The organism is Helicobacter anseris (genome assembly GCF_003364335.1).
Lineage (GTDB): Bacteria > Campylobacterota > Campylobacteria > Campylobacterales > Helicobacteraceae > Helicobacter_H > Helicobacter_H anseris.
The window spans coordinates 1-22,250 of the sequence record NZ_NXLX01000017.1; the positions used below are offsets into that span (position 1 = coordinate 1).

General features: G+C 32.6%; 21 protein-coding genes. 12 read left to right on the forward strand and 9 right to left on the reverse strand.

Translation table 11 applies throughout. The features are described 5' to 3' along the window. Positions 1 to 389: 389 nt before the first annotated feature. From CQA57_RS06385 to rsmA, 3 genes are read right to left on the reverse strand one after another with little or no spacing between them, the layout of a single operon-like run. Positions 390 to 1,349, reverse strand: coding sequence for a KpsF/GutQ family sugar-phosphate isomerase (locus CQA57_RS06385; RefSeq protein WP_115579405.1), 960 nt, complete (start codon positions 1,347 to 1,349; stop codon positions 390 to 392). 4 nt (positions 1,350 to 1,353) lie between these two features. Next, positions 1,354 to 3,369 carry a ribonuclease J gene (locus CQA57_RS06390; protein WP_115579406.1) on the reverse strand — a complete coding sequence of 672 codons (2,016 nt, stop codon included), beginning with the start codon at positions 3,367 to 3,369 and terminating at the stop codon, positions 1,354 to 1,356. A gap of 4 nt (positions 3,370 to 3,373) precedes the next feature. Beyond that, on the reverse strand, positions 3,374 to 4,162 hold the full coding sequence (rsmA, locus tag CQA57_RS06395; RefSeq protein ID WP_115579407.1) for a 16S rRNA (adenine(1518)-N(6)/adenine(1519)-N(6))-dimethyltransferase RsmA: 789 nt from the start codon (positions 4,160 to 4,162) through the stop codon (positions 3,374 to 3,376). Between the two features lie 90 nt (positions 4,163 to 4,252). Between rsmA and hisF the strand changes: the two genes are divergently transcribed. Both hisF and CQA57_RS06405 read left to right on the forward strand, forming a co-directional pair. After that, the gene (hisF, locus tag CQA57_RS06400; RefSeq protein WP_115579408.1) at positions 4,253 to 5,038 is read left to right on the forward strand and encodes an imidazole glycerol phosphate synthase subunit HisF; all 786 of its coding nucleotides are present in this window, start codon (positions 4,253 to 4,255) and stop codon (positions 5,036 to 5,038) included. 2 nt (positions 5,039 to 5,040) lie between these two features. Continuing rightward, positions 5,041 to 5,613, forward strand: coding sequence for a 5'-methylthioadenosine/S-adenosylhomocysteine nucleosidase family protein (locus tag CQA57_RS06405; protein ID WP_115579409.1), 573 nt, complete (start codon positions 5,041 to 5,043; stop codon positions 5,611 to 5,613). Here the strand turns inward: CQA57_RS06405 and CQA57_RS06410 are convergent. From CQA57_RS06410 to CQA57_RS06420, 3 genes are all read right to left on the reverse strand, one after another. Continuing rightward, positions 5,582 to 6,202 (reverse strand): hypothetical protein, encoded by a 621-nt coding sequence (locus CQA57_RS06410; protein WP_115579410.1) that lies wholly within the window; start codon positions 6,200 to 6,202, stop codon positions 5,582 to 5,584. The two genes, CQA57_RS06405 and CQA57_RS06410, sit on opposite strands and share 32 nt — an antisense overlap. A gap of 81 nt (positions 6,203 to 6,283) precedes the next feature. Then, entirely contained in the window at positions 6,284 to 7,090 is an 807-nt protein-coding gene (locus CQA57_RS06415) for a hypothetical protein (protein WP_115579411.1), read from the reverse strand. A 13-nt stretch (positions 7,091 to 7,103) separates the two neighbouring features. Further along, the gene (locus CQA57_RS06420; RefSeq protein ID WP_170126842.1) at positions 7,104 to 7,409 is read right to left on the reverse strand and encodes a glycosyltransferase family A protein; all 306 of its coding nucleotides are present in this window, start codon (positions 7,407 to 7,409) and stop codon (positions 7,104 to 7,106) included. Between the two features lie 92 nt (positions 7,410 to 7,501). Here CQA57_RS06420 and rlmN point away from each other — a divergent pair, with 92 nt between their 5' ends. The 9 genes from rlmN to CQA57_RS06465 all read left to right on the forward strand — a co-directional run bounded on the left by rlmN (position 7,502) and on the right by CQA57_RS06465 (position 17,438). Further along, positions 7,502 to 8,590, forward strand: coding sequence for a 23S rRNA (adenine(2503)-C(2))-methyltransferase RlmN (gene rlmN / locus CQA57_RS06425; protein ID WP_115579413.1), 1,089 nt, complete (start codon positions 7,502 to 7,504; stop codon positions 8,588 to 8,590). Between the two features lie 100 nt (positions 8,591 to 8,690). Then, positions 8,691 to 9,833 (forward strand): epoxyqueuosine reductase QueH, encoded by a 1,143-nt coding sequence (locus CQA57_RS06430; RefSeq protein ID WP_115579414.1) that lies wholly within the window; start codon positions 8,691 to 8,693, stop codon positions 9,831 to 9,833. Between the two features lie 71 nt (positions 9,834 to 9,904). After that, positions 9,905 to 10,357, forward strand: coding sequence for a 3-hydroxyacyl-ACP dehydratase FabZ (gene fabZ / locus CQA57_RS06435; RefSeq protein WP_115579415.1), 453 nt, complete (start codon positions 9,905 to 9,907; stop codon positions 10,355 to 10,357). Between the two features lie 8 nt (positions 10,358 to 10,365). Further along, on the forward strand, positions 10,366 to 11,160 hold the full coding sequence (gene lpxA / locus CQA57_RS06440) for an acyl-ACP--UDP-N-acetylglucosamine O-acyltransferase (RefSeq protein ID WP_115579416.1): 795 nt from the start codon (positions 10,366 to 10,368) through the stop codon (positions 11,158 to 11,160). Next, a complete protein-coding gene (gene clpX / locus CQA57_RS06445; protein WP_115579417.1) occupies positions 11,150 to 12,406 on the forward strand; it encodes an ATP-dependent protease ATP-binding subunit ClpX in 1,257 nt (418 codons plus the stop codon). Before lpxA ends, clpX begins: the two co-directional genes overlap by 11 nt. Continuing rightward, positions 12,406 to 13,443, forward strand: coding sequence for a rod shape-determining protein (locus tag CQA57_RS06450; RefSeq protein WP_115579418.1), 1,038 nt, complete (start codon positions 12,406 to 12,408; stop codon positions 13,441 to 13,443). Before clpX ends, CQA57_RS06450 begins: the two co-directional genes overlap by 1 nt. Before the next feature lie 2 nt (positions 13,444 to 13,445). Continuing rightward, complete coding sequence (gene mreC, locus CQA57_RS06455; RefSeq protein WP_115579419.1) at positions 13,446 to 14,234, forward strand: rod shape-determining protein MreC; 789 nt, start codon at positions 13,446 to 13,448, stop codon at positions 14,232 to 14,234. Next, positions 14,221 to 16,269 carry a glycosyltransferase family protein gene (locus CQA57_RS06460; protein ID WP_115579420.1) on the forward strand — a complete coding sequence of 683 codons (2,049 nt, stop codon included), beginning with the start codon at positions 14,221 to 14,223 and terminating at the stop codon, positions 16,267 to 16,269. The genes mreC and CQA57_RS06460 overlap by 14 nt, the downstream gene beginning before the upstream one ends. Next, complete coding sequence (locus CQA57_RS06465) at positions 16,269 to 17,438, forward strand: glycosyltransferase family protein (protein WP_115579421.1); 1,170 nt, start codon at positions 16,269 to 16,271, stop codon at positions 17,436 to 17,438. Before CQA57_RS06460 ends, CQA57_RS06465 begins: the two co-directional genes overlap by 1 nt. Before the next feature lie 65 nt (positions 17,439 to 17,503). On the opposite strand, the gene CQA57_RS06470 is transcribed toward CQA57_RS06465, so the two are convergent. From CQA57_RS06470 to CQA57_RS06480, 3 genes are read right to left on the reverse strand one after another with little or no spacing between them, the layout of a single operon-like run. Further along, positions 17,504 to 18,247, reverse strand: coding sequence for a fumarate reductase iron-sulfur subunit (locus tag CQA57_RS06470; RefSeq protein WP_115579422.1), 744 nt, complete (start codon positions 18,245 to 18,247; stop codon positions 17,504 to 17,506). A 2-nt stretch (positions 18,248 to 18,249) separates the two neighbouring features. Next, a complete protein-coding gene (locus tag CQA57_RS06475; RefSeq protein WP_115579423.1) occupies positions 18,250 to 20,217 on the reverse strand; it encodes a fumarate reductase flavoprotein subunit in 1,968 nt (655 codons plus the stop codon). Then, positions 20,214 to 21,008, reverse strand: coding sequence for a fumarate reductase cytochrome b subunit (locus CQA57_RS06480; protein WP_115579424.1), 795 nt, complete (start codon positions 21,006 to 21,008; stop codon positions 20,214 to 20,216). Before CQA57_RS06480 ends, CQA57_RS06475 begins: the two co-directional genes overlap by 4 nt. Positions 21,009 to 21,331: 323 nt before the next feature. On the opposite strand from CQA57_RS06480, the gene CQA57_RS06485 reads away from it, so the two are divergent. After that, positions 21,332 to 22,240 (forward strand): dihydrodipicolinate synthase family protein, encoded by a 909-nt coding sequence (locus CQA57_RS06485; RefSeq protein ID WP_170126843.1) that lies wholly within the window; start codon positions 21,332 to 21,334, stop codon positions 22,238 to 22,240. Positions 22,241 to 22,250: the final 10 nt, after the last annotated feature.

The following is a 22,250-nucleotide window of genomic DNA, read 5'->3' on the forward strand; positions in this document are numbered from 1 at the left end:
AGAAGTATGAAGAATAATAATTAAAAAAGAAATTAAAAGTATTAATTAAAAGTATTAAAAAGTATTTTTAATTAAAACTAAGCAGAAGAAGAAAACAAACAAAGATTTTTCCTTCTCCTGCCACCACTTAAACATTTTTATATTTTTTTATTTTATTTTTTACTTTTCACTTTATAATTTTTTTGTTTTAAACAAACTAAAACAAAAAGAAATAAAACAATACTTTAAGCTTTAAAGATAAAAGAGAAATAACAAAACTCTTTAATCTTAAAATCAAATCTTAAAGTTTTATGACAAAACTCCTTAGTTTAAGTGGTGGTTGGAGAGGGAAAGAGTGGAACTCTACAATGTATAATTTTAAAGATTTTGTAAAATAGGGAGTATAAAGATTAGTTTTTTATACCCGCACTTATAAGAGTGTGTAAGTGGATTGCACCTTTGATGTGTTTATTGGAATCTGTAATAACAAGTAGTTGGATTTTGTTTTGTTCTATAAATTCCAAAGCCTGGTGTGCTAGCATATTTTCATTTGTGCAATATTTTGGATTTAAGTTAGCATAATGTTTCACTGAAGCATTGATATCAAAGTTTTCTTGCATCATAGCTCTTCTTAAATCCCCATCACTTAAAATCCCAAATAATTGATTATTATTAGCAAGTATGGCTGTGCCAAGCCTAGCTTCACTCATTTTAATAATCGCTTCTTTTAGTGGTATTTCTGGACAGATAATAGGAAGATTTTGCATTTGCATTAAATCTTTGATTTTTACAAAAAGTTTTTTTCCTAGGCTTCCACCAGGATGAAATGATGCAAAGTCTTGTTTTGTAAAATTTCTTGCTTTCATAAGACAGACTGCTAAAGCATCTCCAAGTGCTAAAGTTAGGGTTGTGGAACTTGTAGGTGCAGTATTTATGGGACAGGCTTCTTTGCTAACAGCAATGGGTATAAAAAAATCTCCCATTTTAGATAAAGAGCTATTGTTGTCTTTACTCATAGTAATAATTTTTGATGCTAAGCGTTTAAGATGGGGTAATATTGCTATAAGTTCATCACTTTCTCCACTATAGCTAATAGCAAGAATAATGTCTTGTTTTTCTATCATCCCCAAATCACCATGCATTGCCTCAGTTGGATGGATAAAAAAGCTAGATGTCCCAGTGCTTGCAAGTGTTGCGGCAATTTTTTTTCCTATAAGTCCGCTTTTTCCCACACCAGTGACAATGAGTTTGCCTTTAGAATCTAAGATACATTGAATAATTGCTTCCCAGTCTATAGCTTTTTTACTTGCTTCTAATAGTTCTTTAGCCTCAGATTCTAATACTTCTTGTGCAATTTTATTAAAATCCATATTCTTACCTTGAGTATGCATGCACCACGATAGTTGGATATTTTTTTGTCTTTTTAAACAAGAATTTTCTTAGCATATTTCGCAAATCATTTTCTAGCAATCTATTGTTGTTGAAAATTTCTGGTTTCAGATTTTTTAAGTGCAACTCTAATAACCCTTCAACTTCCTTGCTAAATGATTTTTCATCTTTTGGATTGATAATACCAAGAGATGTGATTTGCGTATCTTTGAGTAATTTGTGTTCAGTTTTATCAATAAAGGCCACTAATAACAACAAACCACAATCCGCCAAAGTTTGTCTTTCTGTAACTACAATATTGTCAATTTCTGTGCAAGCTTGATTGTCTATAAAGACTTTACCACTTTTTATAGATTTTACTTTGCGAATATAGCTAGGATTTACCTCGATTTGATCCCCATCTTCCATGAGATAGATATTTTTTTCTAAAACACCGCATTTAATAGCAGTTTCTTTGTGTTTTGCTACATGGTTGTATTCTCCATGCACAGGCAAGAAGAATTTCGGTTTAATAAGTCTTAACATTAGTTTTTGCTCTTCTTGTGCAGCATGACCACTTACGTGTATTTCACTAAAATCTTGATATGCGACTTTTGCTCCAGCTTTCATAAGATAGTTTAGCACCGTAGAGACTGAACCCTCATTTCCAGGTATGGCTTTTGCAGAGATGATAACCATATCTGTTGGTTTAATTTTAATATGACGATGTTCATCAGTTGCCATACGATAGAGTGCGCTCATTGTTTCGCCTTGAGATCCAGTTGTAACGATTAGAATCTCTTGATCAGGATAGTTATTAACCTCGTGTGCTTCAATGAAAATATTGTGAGGCAGCTCGATATATCCAAGCTCTCTTGCAATATCTATATTTTTTTCCATAGATCTACCAATAACTGCTACTTTTCTATTATATTTCATACCATAGGTAATTGCTTGATAAACACGATGAATGTTTGAGGAGAATGTGCTCATAATTACTCTACCCTCAGCAGATTTAAACAATGCATCAAATGTTGGACCTACACTTGCTTCAGAAGCAGTGCTACCACTTTTATGAGAATTTGTAGAATCGCTAAGCAATAGCATAACCCCTTGCTCTCCATAGTGGGCAAGACGATGAAGATCTGTAGGAAGATTGTCAATAGGAGTATGATCGATTTTAAAATCCCCAGTATGCACAATGATTCCTGCTTCTGTTTTGATAGCAAGGGCTGATGCATCAATGATAGAGTGTGTGATATGAATCCATTCAATCTCAAACTCTCCAATGCTAATGGGTTTTCTTTTTTCTACGATTTTGAAAAAAGAGCGGAATTTTTTTAATCCATGCTCATCAAATTTATTCCCAATCATTCCTAATGCCAAAGGGGTTCCATATAGCGGAAATTGAAGTTGTTTATAAAGATAGGGGACTGCTCCTATGTGATCTTCGTGTGCGTGAGTAATCACCACTCCAGCAATTTTATCTTTAATAGCGTGGATATAGCTAAAATCTGGTATTAGGATATCTACTCCATGCATATTTTCTTCAGGAAAGCTCATTCCCACATCAATAATAATGGCAGAGTTTTCGGTTTCCATTACCATCATATTGCCACCAATTTCGCCTAGTCCGCCAAGAGGAGTAATTCTTACCTTTGCTTTAGTATTAAGATTGAGTTTGTAATGAGGATTAAGACTGCTTTTTTGGATACGATTATTAGCCTCTACACCTTTTTTTAAATCTTTGTGGAATCCTAGATTCCCTCTTTCATTTACATTTTGCACTTCTCTTGTTCCATTATTGGAGCGATTATTTTCTTTATTTTGTGCCTGAGTATTTTTATTTCTAAAAGTCCATTTTTTTGGCTTTTCTTTGTTAGATTCTTCATTTTTTTCTTTTGAGATATTTTCTGCATTAGTTTCTTTGTCGCTTTTTTCCTCAGAGTTTTGTTTCTTGAATCTAGGTTTGAAAAATCTTCTTTTTTGTATTTCTGGTTTTGTATTTTCATTATTTTCCATGATATTACCTTTCTTTTTTTATTTCTTCAAAAATTTGGTGATATATTGGGCTTGATAGCTCATGAGCTCTTATATTTTCTTGTAATTTTAATCTTTCAAAAATTTTTTTTACAAAATCTTTGTTATAGCGTGTTGCAAGGTTTTTAAAAAGTTTTTTGCGAGGTGAGCAAAAAGCAGTTTTTAGCATATCTTCAAAACCTAATTGTAGAGTTTTGTTATTTTTGCACACCATAAATACTGATGAAGTCACTTTGGGCATTGGTTCAAATGCATTAGCTGGAACATCAAAAAGTATTCTTGCATCCCCAAGAGTTTGGGTTAATACACTAAGGGCACAAAAATCACAATCCCCATCTTTAGCACAAAATTTATGCGCCACTTCTTTTTGTGTCATTACGACAAATCCTTTACATAAAGGATCTTTTAAAACACCTAGAATAATATGAGTGGCAACATAGTAGGGTAGATTTGATACTAAAATATAATCCTGATTGTGTAACCAACCATTTTCTCTTTCCAGTGTTAATACATCTTGATTGATAAGCTCAAATCTACCAGATTCTAGAACATCGCTATATTTTTTTTCAAGTAAAGAACACAAATCGCTATCGATTTCATAAGCTTTTATTGGATAAAGCTTGAGTAACTCATCGCTTAAATCACCCAAGCCAACCCCAATTTCTACAATTTTTTCATTTTTGTGAATATTGGGAATGGATTGGACAATTTTTTGAACATAAATCTTATCTTTTAAGAAGTTTTGCCCAAACTTCTTTTTTGCTTGGTATTGCAAACCTTCTTCTCCAAAGTTTTGCTTGATTCTATCTAAATTTTTTATTATTTTTGTATTATTTTGGAATTTATGTTTTTGGAGTTTTAGAAAATGGAGAATCTAGCAAAGAGAATTATTCCTTGTCTTGATGTGGATTGTGGCAGAGTAGTCAAGGGGGTGAATTTTGAAGGTTTGAGGGAAATGGGTGATCCTGTAGCTATGGCAAAAAAATATAATCAAGCTGGTGCAGATGAGTTGGTTTTGCTTGATATTAGTGCATCTTTAGAAAATAGAAGCGTAATGCTTGATGTGGTAAAAAATGTAGCCAAGGAAGTTTTTATACCTCTAACTGTGGGTGGAGGTATATCACAACTTGAACATATCAATGAATTATTGCATATAGGCGTGGATAAGGTAAGTTTGAATAGTTTTGCAGTAAAAAATCCTCAATTTATCACAGAGGGGGCTAAAAAATTTGGAAGTCAGTGTATTGTAATTGCGATTGATGTAAAAAAGACATTGCAAACAAAAAGTGGTTGGAGTGTATTTATAAAAGGTGGAAAAGAAGATACCCATAAGGATTTGGGGGAATGGGCGAAGGAGGTTTGTGATAGGGGGGCTGGAGAAATTTTGCTCACTAGTATGGATTGTGACGGGGTAAAAAATGGATTTGATGTTGAATGTTTGGAGTTTATGAGCAAGATAGTTAATGTTCCTGTGATTGCAAGTGGGGGTGCTGGAAAAAAAGAAGATTTTTTGGATATTTTTAAAAAAAATGCAAGTGGGAAATCACTAGCAGATGCTGGATTGGCTGCTAGTATTTTTCATAATGATGAAATTACAATTAAAGATTTAAAAAATTATCTCTTTGAGAATAAAATTCCTGTAAGGATTTAGACATGTTTGTTTGTGCTGGCAATGGAGAGAGTTTTGATTTTGCCATTAGTATTGGGGTGGGGATTGTAGAAAGTAGTATTACACTTACGCAAATTTGCCAAAACCAAAAACCAGAATTTTTAGTTTTTGTGGGAAGTGCTGGAAGCTATGACAAAAATATAAAAATATTAGATTTATTTATTTCAGATAGTGCTACACAAATAGAAATCAGTCATTTAGAAAATAAGAGTTACACACCATTAAAAAATCAAATCAATAGCATTGATAGTGTTTCATGTGAAACTATAGATAAAATAGATTCTTTGGGATTGCCTAGAGCCATAGTGAATTCTAGTAATTATATCAGCACAGATTTTTTTTATGCTCAAAAAATGCAAGAAAAAGGAATCTTGCTAGAAAATATGGAGTTTTTTGCTGTGCTTAGTGTAGCAAAAAGATTCCAGATTCCTGCTAGAGGAATCTTTTGTGTCAGCAATTATTGCAATGCTTTTGCACATCAGGATTTTTTGAAAAATCAAAGAGAGGTGTTTCAAAAAATAGAAACTATTTTTTTATCCTGTTCTTATCAAAACTAAAAAATAAATTTTCTAACATTCTTATTTTTGTGAAATTGGCACTATTTGGACATTGTTTTACTACTTTTTGATAGATATCTTGAAATTCTATAGTCTCTACAATATCTTGACAGAATTTTTTATACATTAAATATTGCAGAATTTCTTCTTGTTTATCATAAATTGTTTTGCAAAACTCCTTTTTTATCTTGTTTATTTTAAAAAAGTTTTTTATTCTACTGTCAAAAATAGGATAGTCACTAGGATTGATAAAGTGCAATAATTTTGAAACACCGACAATAGAATTGTTTATGCTTTTTACAAGTTGGGCATAATCCTTCTCAGTAATCTCTTCCCCATTTTTTACAAGATTTAGAATTTTTATACTTTCTTGGGTATATTTTATAGTTGGAATGGTCGGCATCCACCCATAAACAAGATAGGAACCTATCGTGAAAGAATGTTTATCGATAATGTCAAGCCCTTTAAAATATTTTAAAAACTCAAAGTAACTCTCAAAATATTCCGTTTCAATACTTTGATTATTTGCTTCATTTTCTTCCAAATATTTTAAGAGAATTTCTAAAATATATTGTTCTGTATAACCCATTCTAGTTCCTTTTATTTTAAGATATTTTTGCTATTCTACCCCCCCCCCCCGCTTAAATAATGCTTAAATATTTACTAAAAATTATGATTTTCTTAAAATATTTTTTATTTTTTTGAGAATCTTATATATTGTGGGATAGTAGTAAGCTAACTTCAGATTCCAAGGAGTTTTTGAGGTATAGTCAATAAGTTTTGTGCAAAGCTTTCTTATATTTCTAGGATCTTTATCAAAAGCACACCCTCCAAAAGCATAGATTACCCTCTCTTCAATCATATTTTTAATTATGGTGTTGAGTTGATTACAAAATTTTTCTCTTTTTAAAAATTCATCCATTCTTAGAGATATGATTGCGCAAGAGTAGGCAAAACTATAATGTCTTATTTCATAAGGGGTGTGAAATACATCAATCAGGTCGTTTTGATGTGAAGGGAAGCGAATTTCTTTAGGATTTGTGGTGTTGTTTAGGGTATGTTGAGAAGTGGAATTTGGACGGATGCGATAGTAATAAAAAGGTTTTAGTATAATTTGAATATTTTTTGCAAGAGAAAAGATTTGCATTCCAAAGAGAGCATCTTCAGATTCTATCCCTTCTTCAAATTTAACTTTGTTTGCCAAGCAACTTTTGACAATTCCCATTGCTACCCACGAAAAAGAAGAATATGGAAGGCTTGAGAAAATCTCTAATCCAGTATAGCTGTATTTTTCTTTTAGCTTTAATGATTTGAGAAAGTTAGATTCTGTGATTTGTTGAGTTGCTTCTTGAAAATGATTGCACCCATGCCAAATGATATCTGCTTGACTTGCTAAAGCACTATTTACACACTCCTCTACACAACTTAATTCAAGCCAATCATCGCTATCAAGAAAGTGGATATAATCAACTATCAATGGAGATTGGTGTTCAAATACTTCTAGCCCCCCCCCCCTTTTTTTCTTTATTTAAACATTGGGATAAATAATCCAATCCCATATTGCGACTTGAGCCCATACCAGTATTTTTTTTCTTTTTTATTAAAGCTATTCTTTTATCTTTATCAAAATATTCTTTTGCAATAGCAAAGCTATTGTCAGTGCTTCCATCATCAACTAATACAATTTGAAGATTCTTATAAGTTTGATTGATAACAGAATCTAAACATTCTTTTAAATATTTTTCTACATTATAAATTGGAATAATTATTCCAACGCAAGGATTTATATTTGCCAAAATCACACTCCTATCAAGTATTTACAAACACTAAAGAATAATTTTAGCAGTTTTTGATAGAATTCCCATAAAATACCCAAATTGAGTTTTTGATGAAAAATATTTATGATTATACGCAAAGTGAATTAGAAAGTTTTATACAACCAAGTTTTAGAGCTAAGCAAATTTATCATTGGCTTTATGTGCAGTATCTCCAAGATTTTGATTTAATGCATAATTTGCCAAAGGATTTAAAAGCTATTTTAAAGCAAGAATATAGAATCTCTCATCTTGAGATTATTAGGGTTGAAACTAGTAGCGATGGGACAAAAAAATATCTTTTTAAAACACAAGATGGACATAGTTTTGAGAGTGTTTTTATAAAAATGCGTGATAAAAAATTAGATGATAATGGCAAGGTTATAGAGGGAGAAAAATATACTTTTTGCGTTTCAAGTCAAATTGGATGCAAAGTAGGATGTGCTTTTTGTTTTACTGCTAAGGGGGGATTTATAAGAGATTTAAGTGCTGGAGAGATTGTTGAGCAGGTGGTGTGGTTGAAAAAAGATAATAACTTGTTGCCAGAAAAAAGAGTAAATATCGTATATATGGGTATGGGAGAACCTCTAAATAATCTTGATAATGTTGCAAAGGCCATTAGAATCTTGGGAGAATTAAATGGGCTTTCTATTTCTGCCAGAAGACAAACAATTTCAACAAGCGGGATTGCTCCTAGGATTAAGAAATTAGGAGAGATGAATTTGGGGGTTCAGCTTGCTATTTCACTTCACGCAGTTGATGATGTGCTTAGAACAAGGCTTATACCAATGAATAAGGCCTATAATATTCAAAGCATTATTGATGCATTGAGAGATTTTCCTGTAGATGCGAGAAAAAGAATCATGTTTGAATATTTGGTCATAAAAGATTTGAATGATGATTTAAAAAGTGCTAAAACCTTATTAAAATTATTAGATGGCATTAAGGCAAAAGTAAATCTTATTTTGTTTAATCCTCATGAGGGATCAGAATTTCAAAGGCCTGATATGGAGCAGGTAAAAAAATTTGCTGATTTTTTAGTGCAGAGGGGTTTGCTTGCTACGATTAGAGAATCCAAGGGTATAGATATTTCTGCAGCATGTGGACAACTTAGAGAAAAGACTTTGAGAGATGTTTCATGTGAAACTGATAGGATAGGGTGATGGAGCTTTTGGATTTTTTATTGCTGGTTTTTATTATTTGTGTATTTGCTGTGGGCATAGGGTATTATCTATTTATAGTGTTTAAAAATAGGAGTTAAGAGTGTTAGTGCATATTTGTTGTAGTGTTGATAGTCATTATTTTTTAAGTAGATTAAGAGAGCTTTATCCAGAAGAAAGGTTAAGAGGATTTTTTTATAATCCAAATATTCATCCAAAGAGTGAGCATGATTTAAGGCTTGATGATGTGAAAAGAAGTTGCAAGATGCTAGGAATTGAGCTTTTTGTTGGAGAATATGATACGCAGAATTGGTTTGATGGTGTTGTGGGTTTAGAGGATGAACCAGAAAAAGGAAAGCGTTGCAATAAATGCTTTGATATACGATTGATTGTTAGCGCACAACAGGCAAAGAAATTAAAAGAAGAAAGATTTACCACTACTTTGCTTTCTAGCCCCATGAAAGAACAAAAAATCTTGTTTGCACAGGGCGATCAGATTGCACAAGAATATGGATTGGATTTTATAAAAGTCAATGTTAGGGCTAATGGCGGTGTTCAAGAGCAGAATCTGCTTGCAAAAAAAGATAATTTGTATAGACAAAATTATTGTGGATGTAAGTTTGCCTTAGGCCAACAAAGGGATAAACAAGGCAAAATATCTCTTGAAATGATGAGTGATATTTTGCAGACAGATTCTTTGGGGAGTATAGAAGAGAGACGAGCAGAATTCCACAAAAGAGATGTTTTAGAACAAGATAATAAACCCTATTTATTAGTGCAAAGAAAATATCAAGTTTATAGAAATTTAAAATGTTTATTACAAAAACAAAATGGGGAAAATATTTTAAGTTATGCATTGGTTAATTCGCAAAGTAAAAAAAAGACAACCATTGGAGAGGTTTCTTGGCTACAACCAAAATTGGATTTAGATTTAAGTATTTTAAAGGCTTATGAGGATAAAAAAATTCAAATTGGATTTTCAAGAAAAGAGGATAGTGTATTTGTGCCTCTTGATTTTGTCAATCTAGTTTGCAAAAAGAATTTTTTAAATTTTTTAGATTTTAGAGCAAATCCTCTAAGTATAGATGAAGAATTTTTCTTGCGTCATCTTTTATGTGGATATCAAAGTATCAATCCGATTTTAATTGTAGATTCCAAATTTTTAGATTCTATAACTATTGAAATTCAAAGCTTATTTCAAGAAGAAAGCATTTTTAGAGTGACTGAACTCTATAATAAAAATTAAGCTTATTTTTGCTAAAATTAGCAAATTTTATTTTAAATAATTTGGATATTTTACTTAAGGAGCAATACAGCATGATGGATATAAATAAAATAAAGAAAATCTTACCACACCGCTACCCTTTTTTGCTCGTTGATAGAGTTGTAGAGTTGAATGCTGGAAAAGACATTAAGGCTTATAAAAATGTCACCACAAATGAAGAGATTTTTCAAGGGCATTTTCCAAATCAGCCAATTTATCCTGGTGTAATGATTATTGAGGGTATGGCTCAGGCTGGAGGGCTTTTGGCTTTTATCAGTGCTTGGGGTGAAGATTTTGAAGCTGCAAAAGATAAGATTGTTTATTTTATGACTATTGATCGTGTGAAGTTTCGAGTGCCAGTAACACCAGGTGATAGGCTAGAATATCGTTTAAGCGTTATAAAAAATAAAGGTGCGGTGTGGCAACTTGATGCTAAAGCTTATGTTGATGATAATTTAGTGGCAGAAGCTGAGCTTAAAGCAATGATTGCAGATAGGAAGGATTAGGAGAGGGTATGAGTATAGCAAAAACAGCTGTTATAGCAGATGGTGCGGTTTTAGGTAAGGATGTTGAAATTGGGGATTTTTGTGTTATTGGAGATGGAGTAAAGATTGGAGATGGAACCAAACTTTATAATAATGTAACTATTTTGGGAAATACAACCCTAGGTAAAAACAATACAATTTTTCCTTATGCTGTGCTTGGCACCATTCCACAGGATTTGAAATATCATGGAGAATATGTAGAGCTTATCATAGGTGACAATAATTTGATAAGAGAGCATTGTATGTTTAATCCTGGAACAGAAGGCGGGGGTGGAAAAACAATTTTAGGTAATGATAATTTGTTTATGGCATATGTGCATATGGCACATGATTGTATTGTTGGTAATCATTGTATTTTTGCTAATAATGCGACTTTAGGGGGACATGTGATTGTTGGTGATTATGTAAATTTTGGAGGATTATCTGCTGCGCATCAATTTGTTAAAGTTGGAGATGGTGTTATGGTAGCAGCAGGATCTTTGCTTACTCAAGATGCTCCTCCATATAGTATTGTAGAAGGATCTAGAGCTATTTTTAGGGGCTTAAATCGTCATCGTATGCGTAAATTATTTCAACGAGAAGAAATAGATTTTATTAGTAGTTTGTATAAGCGTTTAATGTCTGGAAAGGACTTGATTACAACCCTTGCAAGAGAAGAATTGCAAAATAATCCAGACAATCCTCATGTGCAAAAGATTTGTAGCTTTATTTTAGATTCTCAAAGGGGTATTCCTGTGAGACAAGGGGTTGGAAGTGAATCATAAGACCATTCAATGTAATTTTTGTGGAAAGATTGGTAACGAAAAAGAGGTGTTTATCGGGGGAGATAAGGGGGCTTCCGGAGAAGAGGCTTTCATTTGTAAAACTTGTATGGAGTTTTTATATCAAAGCTTTGCTGGTTCGCAAGATATTGACAAAGAAGAAGTTAATAATTTTGATTATATCCCTTCGCCAAAGGAATTAAAGGCAATTTTAGATGATTATGTGGTTGGTCAAGAGAGGGCTAAAAAAGTTTTTTCTGTAGCAATTTATAATCACTATAAAAGAATTATGAGTAGGGGTCAGTTAGATGATGAGGTAGAGATTGCAAAGTCTAATATTTTATTTATTGGCCCTACAGGTAGTGGAAAGACTCTTATGGCGCAAACAATAGCTAAAGCTTTGGATATACCAATTGCTATTGCTGATGCGACAAGTCTTACAGAAGCTGGTTATGTGGGCGAGGATGTAGAAAATATTTTAACAAGACTTTTACAAGCAGCAGATGGTGATGTGCAAAAAGCACAGAAGGGAATTGTATTTGTTGATGAAATTGATAAAATTGCAAGATTATCAGAGAATCGATCAATTACAAGAGATGTTTCTGGCGAGGGTGTGCAACAAGCTTTATTAAAAATTATAGAAGGAAGTGTTGTAAATATCCCTCCAAAAGGAGGGAGAAAACATCCAAATCAAGAGTTTATACAGATTGATACAAATGATATCTTATTTATCTGTGGAGGGGCTTTTGATGGATTGTCAGAGATTATTAAAAGAAGACTTGGGAAGAATGCATTAGGTTTTGGTTTTGAAAAGAAAGAAAAAATACAAGATGATACAGAGGTATTGCACATGGTAGAATCTGATGATCTTGTTGCTTATGGGATGATTCCAGAGTTTATTGGAAGATTACATGTAATTGCAACTCTTGGTGCAATTACTAAAGAAGCTATGCTAAGTATTATGACTAAACCAAAAAATTCGATTATTAAACAATATCAAAAGCTTTTTGCTCTTGATGGGGTAAATCTTGTTTTTGAAGATAAAGCATTGGAGAAAATTGCAGATTTAGCAATAGCTAGAAAAACTGGAGCTAGAGGACTAAGAACAATTATTGAAGATGTTTGCACAGAGGTCATGTTTGATCTCCCAGAGATGAGGGGATATGATGTGATTATAAGCCCAGAGTGTATTGATGGAGATGCAAAACCTCTTTTAATTAAGAAAAAAACAAAAGTTAAAGGATTGTAATGTTGCTTGATAAGATTATTGGATTGTTTTCTTATGATATTGCTATAGATTTAGGAACTGCAAATACTGTTGTTTCTGTAAAAGGTCAAGGTATTGTTATCAATGAGCCTTCAATTGTTGCAGTTAAGACAGATCGTTTTGATGGATATGGTGCTGTTTTGGCTGTTGGTCGTGAAGCAAAAGAGATGATTGGAAAAACCCCTGGTAGCATTAAGGCTATACGCCCAATGAAAGATGGTGTAATAGCTGATTTTGATATTACAGAAAGGATGATTCGCTATTTTATAGAAAAAGCACATAAGAGAAAAGCGCTTATTCGTCCAAGAGTAATGGTTTGTGTTCCATATGGACTTACTGGGGTGGAGAGAAAAGCAGTGAAGGAATCTGCAATGAGTGCTGGTGCGAGAGAAGTGTTTTTAATAGAAGAGCCTATGGCAGCAGCAATTGGTGCAGGTCTTCCTATCAGAGAGCCTCAAGGAAGCTTGATTGTTGATATTGGTGGTGGAACTACAGAAATAGGTGTAATTTCTTTAGGTGGTCTTGTAATTAGTAAGTCTATTCGTGTTGCTGGAGATAAGATTGATTGTGCAATCGTAGATTATATTCGCAAAAAATACAATCTTGTAATTGGTGAGAGGACTGGCGAGGATATTAAGATTGAGATTGGTTGTGCTTACCCACAAAATCCTCCTTTGACAATGCAAGTTAAAGGTAAGGATCAGGTTAGTGGATTGCTTAATTCTATTGAGCTTAGTAGTGAAGATGTTAGAGAAGCTATAAAAAATCAATTACAAGAAATTGGCAATACCTTAAAAAACATTTTAGAGGTAATTCCACCAGATCTAGCTGGAGATATTGTTGAAAATGGCGTTGTTCTTACGGGTGGTGGTGCTTTAATCAGAGGATTAGATAGATATTTATCAGAAGTAGTGAAACTGCCTGTCGCTGTTGGTAATGAGCCATTATTGGCAGTAGCAAAAGGAACAAGTGAGGCATTGGAAAATTTAGATCTTTTACAGAATCTTAAATATGATTGATAATGCGCTATAGACTTTTATTTGTATTTTTATTGTTTTTCATTTCTCTTATTATTACTTTTGGTCTAAGTAAGCAGACAAGAGAGGTATTTTTTAAGGTTACTGATACAATAAAAATTCATTATCTTGAGATAAGTCAGTCGCTTTGGCAAAACTATGATAGATTCCTCAATCAAGCTAAGAGCATTGCCTTTTATCAAGAAAAATATAAGCAATATCAGCAAATTGAGCTTGAATTAACTGAAACAAAAGAGCAATTAAAACAGATTTTAGATTTTTACCCACAGCTTGATTTGTATTCAAATACAGCCTTTCAGTCTGCTTTGGTGATTTCTTATGTAGATTTTTTGCAGTATGACAAGGTTTGGTTAAATACTAAAATGCCATATCAAAAAGATAAGATTTTTGGAATTATTAGAAATGGATATGCATTGGGTATTGCTGTTGTAGAAAATGGCAGATTGCTTGGGCTATTTAATGGAAATGAGCGTTGTAGCTATAGTGTTTATATTGGCGAAAAGAAAATACCAGCTACATTGCATTATTATGCTGAAAAAAAAGATTTGGTGCTAGCAGATTTTATACCTCAATATTTTAATATAAACATTGGTGATGAAGTATTTACAAGTGGGTTAGATAATATTTTTATTCAAAATATTCCTGTTGGTAAGGTGACTGAGATTTTAGATAAAAATGGTTATATTACAGCTGTGGTTAAACCTTATGCAGATGCGACCTTTCCAGAATATGTATGGCTAGTAAATAAGGATTATAACAATGCAAGAAAATAATTTTGGCATTCTTGAGACACTTTTAGATTCTGTTGAAAATAAATATCAACTTGATATCGCGATGAATTGTCTTTTAGAAATGATAGAAACAAATAAGATTTCTCAAGATATTCCAAAAAAAATACAACAAATATTTAGGGATAAGATTTTTAATCTTGTTGTTTTAAATGGAGAAGTTGTTAATAAACTTTATTTAGCACTTTATGTGATTTATAAAGATATTGCAGATAAAGATGAAAGATTTGCAAAGATTGAAAACATCGCACAAAATGCGATGTTTCAGCAAGATATGAGCAATAATGAAAATCTTATGCTACTAGAATTAGCAGTGCTTGCAAAAATTTTAGGTGGGAGGGCAAAAGAGGCTTTAGATTTTTATATACAAAAGATTGTTTTAATAGATATTCATAGTTTAGAATCTCAAAAAAGCGCAGAGTTTATTTTGCAGGCTTTTAAATATTTTGATATCCCATTTGAAACCTTAAAGGCTAATTTGCTCTTAATTTTTGAAAATTTTCAAAAATTAAACTATAAGCAAAAGCGATCGTTTTTTAATTGGCAATTGCATGTTTTTTGGAATGTCCCGCATTATTTCAATCATAAAGGATGGTTGGATTTTTATGATAAATGGAAAGAGGTGCTTTATCAAGAATTAGAAGTTTTGGATACCTCAAGTATGGATTTTGCACTTTATGTGCATTTTTTTATTTATCATATGTGTGGCAATAATTTTTCCTCTCAAGAAGATTGGCAAAAATTTAACAAAGAAATTACCCTTGTTGCAACTAATGTTTATAAAGATTTTGCCAAAAATTTTACCCTACCTATAGCGCAGAAACAAAATAGTGGTGTTATAGGAATCTTAAGAGATCGTCTGGTAGAGAATTCTCCTTATAAGGTTGAATTTAGTTTCTTAAAAACTTTGATGAAAAATAAAGATTTTAAGGACAAATATAAAATCAAACTTTATGTGATGAGCTTTCTTGAAAAAAGTGACAATGATCCAAGAATTATGAAAAGCTATCAGGATTTGGGTATAGAAGTCTTAGATATAGGTGAAGAATACAATAAGGCAGGTTATTATAATTCACACTTAGCAAAAGCATTAGCGCTAAGGGAGAATATACTAAGAGATAATGTAGAGTTTTTGATTAGTCCAAATAATGGCTATGGTATTAGTGATTTTCTTTTAGCTACACGCAGTTGCTTAAAACAATTTTTCTGGAGTCATGGCAATTTTGTTTATGATGGGGATTTTTTAGATTTAAAAATAACACATATTTGTGGGAATCAAAAAAGGATTACACATCAAGGATTTGATTTTTATGGAATCCCTGTAAAAATGGATACAAATTTCTATAATCCTGATATTGATTCAAAATTGCTTGAAAAAACAAGAGCACTTTATCCTAGTGATGTTAAGATATTTGGAAATATAGGTCGTTTGGTAAAAATTGATGATGAGACTTATTTAAAGACTATCATTACTATATTGAAAAATAATGATAATGCAGTATTTTTAGCTTGTGGTGCAGGCAATGTGGATGAGATAAAAGCCAAAATTTCCAAAATAGATTCTCAAATGTTACATCGTTTTTATTTTACAGGATTTGTTGATAGCGCAGTTTATGGTCATATTATTGATATATGGCTAGATAGTTTTCCCATGGAACAAGGGGAGAGTAGGATAGAATTTAGTGCAAAAGATAAGCCAAGTCTTATCCTCTCAAAAGAGACAAGAGAGCAAAGAGAAACAAGATTAGAGAGTTGGTTTGAAATGCATAAAGAATACATTTTGCCTATTGCTACCAAATATCAAGTGACACAACAAGAAATTTTTAATTTTTTATGCAAGGCACACCAATTTGTTGCATTTAGTATTGATGAATATATTCTAAAAGCTCAAGAAATTTTAATGCTTTCTTCAGAGGAGCTAAAACTAGCGATGTTAAAGCAAAAAATCATTAAAGAAACTAATGATTTAATAAGAGAGAAGCTTGGAAAAGATTTCTTTTTAGAGATATTAGGTAGCTAATGAGAATTTTAGTTTTATGTGCAGCAAATCCTGCTGTAAATCCTAGACCATCAAGGATGATTGAGAATCTCAAAAAATCACACAAAGTTACTGCTATGGGTTTAAATAGCACCCCTATTGATGGTGTTGAAGTTTTGAGTTATAGTGAATATAAAAAAAGAAATCTATGGCAAGAAATCGGGCTATATTTTAATGTATTTTTAAAAAAGTGGAATAAGCTCATCTTTACAAAAAATCGCTTAGAAATCCAAGTTTTTTTAAAAAAAAGAGACTTTGATTTAATTATTTGCCATGATCTTGTTTTGTTGCCCATAGTGCTTGAAAACAAGCAGAGTGCAAAAGTTTTATTTGATGCAAGAGAATTTTATCCTAAGCAATACACAAACTCTTTGAGATGGAGAATTTTGTTTCAGAAATTTAATGATTATTTGTGTGCTAATTTTATGCCAAAAGCTGATAGGGTTATTACTGTTGGATTGGGTATTAAAAAGGCTTATAAGGATTTTTATAATATAGAGAGTGAGGTGTTTTATTCATTCAGTAAGTTTTATGATATTTCACCGAGTTTGATGTTGGCTTCAGAGATACGAATGATTTATCATGGGTATGCCAATAGGGCAAGAGAGATAGAAAAAACTATCGCGATAATGGATTATTGTAGCAGTGATTTTTCATTGGATTTAATGTTGATATGTCCAGATAAAAAATATCTAAGAAAATTAGAAAAAATGGTTGAGGTTCGCAAAAAACAAGGTAAAAAAATTCGCATCATTCCGCCTGTTAGTTTTGATAATCTTATCACCTTTAGCAATGCATATGATATTGGACTTTATGCATTGCCAAAATCCAATTTAAATCTTGAGCTAACAATGCCAAATAAATTTTTTGAATATATTCAATCAAGATTGGCTTTAGTGACAATACCACATAAAGAAATGGAGTGGTTTATCCATAGATATCAAAATGGTATTGTTGCTAAAGATTATGATTCTAAATCCATCGCTCAATCTTTAAATGCTTTAAGTAAAAATCAGATTATGAAAATGAAAATAAAATCCCATAGCATAGTAAAAGCACTTAGCAATGAGCAAAATCAGCAAAAAATAAATACAATCCTAAAAGATATGTTTTTTAGAAATATAATTACAGAAAAAGTAGAAGAAGAATAGACCCCCCCCCCCTTTTTTTTTTAGTTATTGTATTTTTAGGATAGATATTACTAAAATGATAAGAATCATTTCATGCCTACTTGTATCATTTTGCGTCTTAAATAGGCGATTTTGCTTTGAAGAGGCAATTCTTTTGGACAGGTATCTTGGCAAGCAATCAGACTCATGCACCCAAAGACGCCATCATCATTACCTACAATTTCATAAAAATCTGCATCGCTTCTTTTGTCATGAGGATCAAGCATAAAACGAACAATTCTATTCATCCCAGCAGCTCCTATAAAGTCTTCTCTCATAAGTTTTGTAGCACAACTTGCAATACAGCACCCACATTCAATACATCTATCAAGTTCAAATACTTCTTGTGCGACATCAGGATCGACTTTTTCTTCTATTTTTGAGATATCAACAGGGCTATTGCTATGAATCCAACCTTTGATTCTTTTTGTCATTCCTGCAAACCATTCGCCCGTATTTACACTTAAGTCTTTTATGAGTTTAAATGCTGGTAGTGGCATTAGTGTAATAATCCCATCTTTAAAATCTTGAGTTAGGGTTTTACAAGCAAGTCTTGGTCTCCCATTTATCATCATTCCACAACTTCCACATATTCCAGCACGACAGACAAAATCAAAGCTCAAATCAGGATCAAATTTTTCTCTAATCATATTAAGTGCAATAAATATGGTCATTGAGTGTGCTTCTTGTATCTTATATTCTTTAAAGTGGGGTTTTGAGATTGCACTTTGAGGATCAAATTTTAAGACTCTAATTGTTAGGATTCTTTGTTGTGTTTGTAGTGTATTCATTGTTATTCTCCTAATCTTTGATTTTTAGTCTTATATTGAGCCAAAAGTTCAAAAGGCATCAATGCTTCTTGTAGTGCATATCTATCACCACCTTTTGCTTTGATTTCTTGAGTGATTTGTGCTATTTGGGCATCTCTTTTTTCTTTATCTGGATGAGGTATAAAATTACCCTTTGCACCATAACCTCTCCAATCTGGTGTAATTTCCATTTTCATTACATCTAATTCTTCATATTCTATGGTAGGGAGTGTTTGTTCTGGATTGCTCCAAGAAGTAAGGGTTCTTTTTAGCCAATTGGCATCATCTCTTTTAGGATAGTCAATGCGCGTATGAGCTCCTCTTGATTCTGTTCTATCCAATGCACCTTTTGCTACACATAGGGCAATTTTTAGCATTTTTGGAACTCGGTAAGCTTCTTCAAGCTCAGGGTTATTGTGAAGTTTTTTATTCTTGACTTGGATATGCTTACTTCTTTTATAAAGCTCTTCTAGCTCTTCTACTGCTTGTTTTAATCCCTCCCCATCTCTAAATACTCCGACTTTTTCATCCATAATTTCTTTCATTTTATTTTTTATGGCAAATACATTTTCATTACCATCATTGTTAATAAGAGATAAGAGATAAGCCTCTTGGTTTCTGATAAAAGTTTCAATAGTTTGTGTCTTTATCTCAAGATTTGCTTCTTGGCAATGTTTAGCAAAATATTCACCTATAATCATTCCAGCAACAGCAGCTTCGCTAACAGAATTACCTCCTAACCGATTAAAACCATGCAAATCCCAGCAACTCGCCTCCCCAGCACAAAACAATCCCTTAAGATGTGTTTCACCCTTATAGTTTGTTCGCACTCCGCCCATAGAGTAATGTTGCATAGGTCGTATAGGAATCCATTTTTCCGCAGGATCTAGACCGGCAAAAGTAATGGCAATATCTTGAACATCACGCAAGTTTTTTTCGATATGTTCTCGCCCCAATATTGCTATATCAAGCCACACATGTTTGCCATAAGGAGAATCTACACCCTTACCACTTTTGATATGTTCTAAAATTCTGCGACTTACCACATCTCTACTTGCCAATTCTTTTTTTTCTGGTTCATAATCTGGCATAAAGCGATAACCATCTTTATCTCTTAAGATTCCACCATCTCCGCGACAGCCTTCAGTCATAAGAATACCGCTTGGAACAAGGCAAGTAGGGTGGAATTGAACAGCTTCCATATTTCCTAATTTTGCAATTCCTGTTTCAAGAGCTACGGCAATACCTATGCCTTCACATATTACCGCATTGGTGGTATTAGCATAGATTCTTCCATACCCCCCTGTGGCAAGAAGTGTCCCTTTTGAGACATATGCGAGTATCTCTCCATTGACTAGATCTCTGACTATGGCTCCATAGCATTGATTATTTTCGTGAATAAGTGCAATCACTTCTTTTCTATCTTGGATATCTACCCCATGTCTATATGCTTCATTTGCAACAGCATACAACATTGCATGTCCTGTGGCATCAGCAGTAAAACAAGTCCGCCATTTTTTTGTGCCACCAAAATCTCTACTTTGGATATATCCCTCTTTTTCTTTATCTTCGGTAATGCTTACATGCTCACCATTGATGACTGCTTTTCTCTCCCCTGCTTTGATTCTAGTCCAAGGCACACCAAAGCTAGCAAGCTCTCTTATGGCTTTTGGTGCTGTGGTTACAAACATTCTAGCAACTTCTTGATCACATCCCCAATCACTTCCCTTTACAGTGTCAATAAAGTGTAAATCTTCATTATCTCCTTCGCTCATTTTTCCATTGCCAAGACTAGCTTGCATACCTCCTTGTGCGGCAGCAGAATGACTTCTTCTTACAGGAACCAAACTTAATACAATAGTATTTAGTCCTTTTTTTCTTGCTGAGATTGAAGCTCTAAGTCCTGCAAGTCCTCCACCTATTATCAATGAATCACAATATATTATTTTCATCTTTTTTCCTTTTTACAATTGCAAGATTGGGGATTTTTTCCATAAAGCTTATCATCATAATCTTTGTAGTATTGTAATGATTTATTTTCTTGTGAGATTCCAATTTTTACATATGCACCAAAGCTTAACAAGCCTAGAGTAATAAAAAATGCACCCATTGCCACTTTGATTTTTCTAAGATTTTGTATGCCCAATTTTTCAAACCATCCCCATTTGATACATAAACGATAAAGCCCTATGCTCCCGTGAAGTTCAACGGCAAAAAGCATTACAATGTATAAAATCCAAAAATGTTGATGCACAAAACGATAAGAAGAGGCATTTGGGCCTATTGTGTCTGGTTGTGTGAGAATGACAAAAAGATGAATGCTTGCTAAAAAGAAAAGCATAAAACCAGTTAGAGCTTGTATAAACCAAAGACTTGTATCGCTATGTTTCATCACATTTTTATGTGTTTTTAGAATCTTAAATTGTTTGTAACTTATGGGAAATTTTCTTAATGCCAAAAAGGCATGCACGACAAAAGCTATGATGACAAAAATTGCCACAATACTTACAATGATGGGTTGCTCTTCTTTAAAGATAAAACTACCTTCAAAAAATTTTGTAACTTGATACATCGCTTTTTGTCCCAATAAAATACTGGATACCAAAAAGAGATGTGCTATCATAAAAAGCCCTAAAAACAATCCTGTAGCACTTTGTAAAAAGTCTAATTTAGCAGGATATTTGCTTTGTTTCTTTTCTTGTGTAAAGCCCAAATATCCTTCGATGATTTTTTCATCTTGCATTCTTTGCTCCTAACAATTAAAAATGATTTTTAAGATTATAAGTATTTTTTGTGAAAACTTCCCATAAAATCAAAATAAAATTCAATGATTAAGCTTTTAAAATCAATCATTCTGCGTCTTTATTTTTTTACTTTTTGTAAATATTTTCTTTTTTTATAGTTAATAAATCTATTTTTTATCTGATAATTTTTCAAGATTTATCGTGATTAAATGTAACTATATGTTACATAATAGTAAATATATAATTTACTTTTTACTTTAATACTCATTATTTATTATTTTTTTGTTAGTTTTGAATGAAATTAAAAAGTCAAGGAGAAATTATGAAGATGTTATTTGGAACTTTTCCAGCAATGCTAACTCCATATAATAAGGATTTTAGTATCAATGCAGATGAATATATCAAGATAGCAAGGTTTGGTATTGCTCAGGGTTTAAATGGGATATTTTGTAATGGTTCAGCAGGAGATGGATTGGCTCTTAGTTTTGAAAAAAAAGTAGAGCTTATGAAACTCAGTCTTGAGGCTGCACAGGGAAAGGTGCCTGTAATTAGTGGTATTGGTAGTGTGATTTATGAAGAAACAATTGCACTTGCAAATGAAGCTAAAAAATTAGGTTTAGATGCCTTGCTCTTGCAACCACCTTTTTACTATCCTTTGAGTGAAGAAAATATGATTGAGTATTTTAGTAACATAGCAAAGCAAGTTTCTTTACCACTTTATATTTACAATATTCCTTTATTTGCCCCACCAATAAGCCTTAAGGTAGCTCAAAAATTAAGCAAGATTAAAAATATCGTAGGTATGAAAGATTCTGCTGGCTCTGCAGTTGATTTTGCGCATTTTAGTGATGTGTGTGATTTTGATATTTTTGTAGGTAGGGAGGAATATTATTTAGGAGCACTATTGAATGGTGCAAAAGGTTCTATGACTTCTTGCGGGTGTGTTTTCCCAGAAGTTATGAGTGGAATCTATCAGAGCTTTTTGCAAAAAGATTATATCAAGGCTCAAAAATTACAAAAATTCATATTAAAGGCTATACGCTTTGCTGGGACACTGCCATTCCCTTTGGGATATGCATGCTTGTTAGAAGCAAGAGGTTTCAATTTTAATAATGTCTTGAGCATTCACCCCATAGATTCTCATATCCTACAAAATATTGAAAATAAAAAACAAGAGGCAATTTCTATTATCAAAGAAATGAAAGAGATTGTTGATTTGAAGGACTTGTAAGGAGGAATGG

Excerpts from the sequence above, each read along its gene's own strand:
- CQA57_RS06385 (WP_115579405.1), bottom strand. The coding sequence starts at position 1,349 with ATGGATTTTAATAAAATTGCACAAGAAGTATTAGAATCTGAGGCTAAA.
- CQA57_RS06390 (WP_115579406.1), bottom strand. The coding sequence starts at position 3,369 with ATGGAAAATAATGAAAATACAAAACCAGAAATACAAAAAAGAAGATTT.
- hisF (WP_115579408.1), top strand. The coding sequence starts at position 4,253 with ATGGAGAATCTAGCAAAGAGAATTATTCCTTGTCTTGATGTGGATTGT.
- CQA57_RS06405 (WP_115579409.1), top strand. The coding sequence starts at position 5,041 with ATGTTTGTTTGTGCTGGCAATGGAGAGAGTTTTGATTTTGCCATTAGT.
- CQA57_RS06410 (WP_115579410.1), bottom strand. The coding sequence starts at position 6,202 with ATGGGTTATACAGAACAATATATTTTAGAAATTCTCTTAAAATATTTG.
- rlmN (WP_115579413.1), top strand. The coding sequence starts at position 7,502 with ATGAAAAATATTTATGATTATACGCAAAGTGAATTAGAAAGTTTTATA.
- fabZ (WP_115579415.1), top strand. The coding sequence starts at position 9,905 with ATGATGGATATAAATAAAATAAAGAAAATCTTACCACACCGCTACCCT.
- lpxA (WP_115579416.1), top strand. The coding sequence starts at position 10,366 with ATGAGTATAGCAAAAACAGCTGTTATAGCAGATGGTGCGGTTTTAGGT.
- CQA57_RS06450 (WP_115579418.1), top strand. The coding sequence starts at position 12,406 with ATGTTGCTTGATAAGATTATTGGATTGTTTTCTTATGATATTGCTATA.
- mreC (WP_115579419.1), top strand. The coding sequence starts at position 13,446 with ATGCGCTATAGACTTTTATTTGTATTTTTATTGTTTTTCATTTCTCTT.
- CQA57_RS06460 (WP_115579420.1), top strand. The coding sequence starts at position 14,221 with ATGCAAGAAAATAATTTTGGCATTCTTGAGACACTTTTAGATTCTGTT.
- CQA57_RS06465 (WP_115579421.1), top strand. The coding sequence starts at position 16,269 with ATGAGAATTTTAGTTTTATGTGCAGCAAATCCTGCTGTAAATCCTAGA.
- CQA57_RS06470 (WP_115579422.1), bottom strand. The coding sequence starts at position 18,247 with ATGAATACACTACAAACACAACAAAGAATCCTAACAATTAGAGTCTTA.
- CQA57_RS06475 (WP_115579423.1), bottom strand. The coding sequence starts at position 20,217 with ATGAAAATAATATATTGTGATTCATTGATAATAGGTGGAGGACTTGCA.
- CQA57_RS06480 (WP_115579424.1), bottom strand. The coding sequence starts at position 21,008 with ATGCAAGATGAAAAAATCATCGAAGGATATTTGGGCTTTACACAAGAA.
- CQA57_RS06485 (WP_170126843.1), top strand. The coding sequence starts at position 21,332 with ATGAAGATGTTATTTGGAACTTTTCCAGCAATGCTAACTCCATATAAT.